Annotated in this window: 1 protein-coding gene; it reads left to right on the plus strand. The window is 48.2% G+C overall.

What is annotated here, in order from left to right; all coding sequences use genetic code 11:
* Positions 1 to 252: 252 nt before the first annotated feature.
* Entirely contained in the window at positions 253 to 1,269 is a 1,017-nt protein-coding gene (locus IQ242_RS25000; RefSeq protein ID WP_193961811.1) for a thiamine phosphate synthase, read from the plus strand.
* Positions 1,270 to 1,306 lie beyond the last annotated feature (37 nt).

Genomic DNA, 1,306 nt, shown 5'->3' on the forward strand with positions numbered 1-1,306 from the left:
TTGTTCGGGTGTGGGGTAAAATCGGTAGCGATAGCTTTTCCATACCTCACATTTTAGCATATATTTCGTAAATGGGCTAATATTTAACGGTAAAGCCGTCGTAGAACGACGGGGTTTCAGACCCAAATTTTCGATGATCCCCCCTTGCCCCCCTTAAAAAAGGGGGGAAAACCAGGAAAGTTCCGTTTTCCAAGCTGGATTGAGGGGGATCAAATTGGCTGACGGCTATATTGACATCCTCATCAACGGCAAATGAAACTAGAAACCACGGCGATTAAACGGATTCTCGATGCTAACCTTGACCGCGCCAGAGAAGGACTGCGAATTATCGAAGAATGGTGTCGTTTTGGCTTAGATAATCCCGATTTAGCCCAAGAATGTAAAGAAATGCGCCATCAATTAGCTAGTTGGCACTCGATCGATCTTAAACGACATCGGGACACGGCCAGCGATATCGGCACAAATTTAAGCCATCCCAGGGAAGAAATCCGGGAGACTGTCGAGGGATTGCTGCAGGCCAATCTCGCTCGCGTACAGGAGGCTTTTCGGGTTTTAGAAGAATACGGTAAACTCTATGATCTGGAGCTAGGGATAGCCTGTAAACAGCTGCGCTATCGGGTTTATCAGCTAGAGAGTAAACTATTAATCTCTCCACCTCTGGAAAAACTGCAAGCATCTCCCCTCTATTTAGTCACTTCTCCTGCCGAAAATCTGCTGGAAATCGTCGAATTAGCCCTAAAAGGGGGGTTAAAATTGGTGCAGTACCGCCATAAAACCGCCGTTGATACCATTCGTTTAGAAGAAGCCGCTAAACTGTGTGAGTTATGCCACCGTTACGATGCTTTGTTTATTATGAACGATCGCGTCGATATTGCTCAGGCCATTCATGCTGATGGTGTTCATCTCGGTCAACAGGATGTACCGATTTCCCTAGCGCGGCAATTTCTCGGCCCAACGGCAATTATCGGCCGGTCCACCACTAATCCCCAAGAGATGGCCAAAGCAATCCAAGAAAAGGCCGATTATGTGGGAGTCGGCCCAGTTTATGCCACCCCCACCAAAGCGGGAAAAACCCCCGCAGGATTGGAATACGTCCGTTATGCGCGGGAAAATTGCCCTTTACCCTGGTTTGCGATCGGTGGTATTGATAGTAGTAACATTAAAGAGGTTTTAGAGGCAGGAGCGCAACAGGTAGCTGTAGTCCGGGCCATCATGGAAGCGCAGCACCCCGATGTGGTGACACAACAATTATTAACCCAATTAAAGTAGGGTGTAGGGTGTGGGGTGTGGGGTGTAGGGTGTAGGG

It is taken from the genome of Microcystis sp. LEGE 08355, assembly GCF_015207185.1.
GTDB classification, from domain to species: domain Bacteria; phylum Cyanobacteriota; class Cyanobacteriia; order Cyanobacteriales; family Microcystaceae; genus Microcystis; species Microcystis panniformis.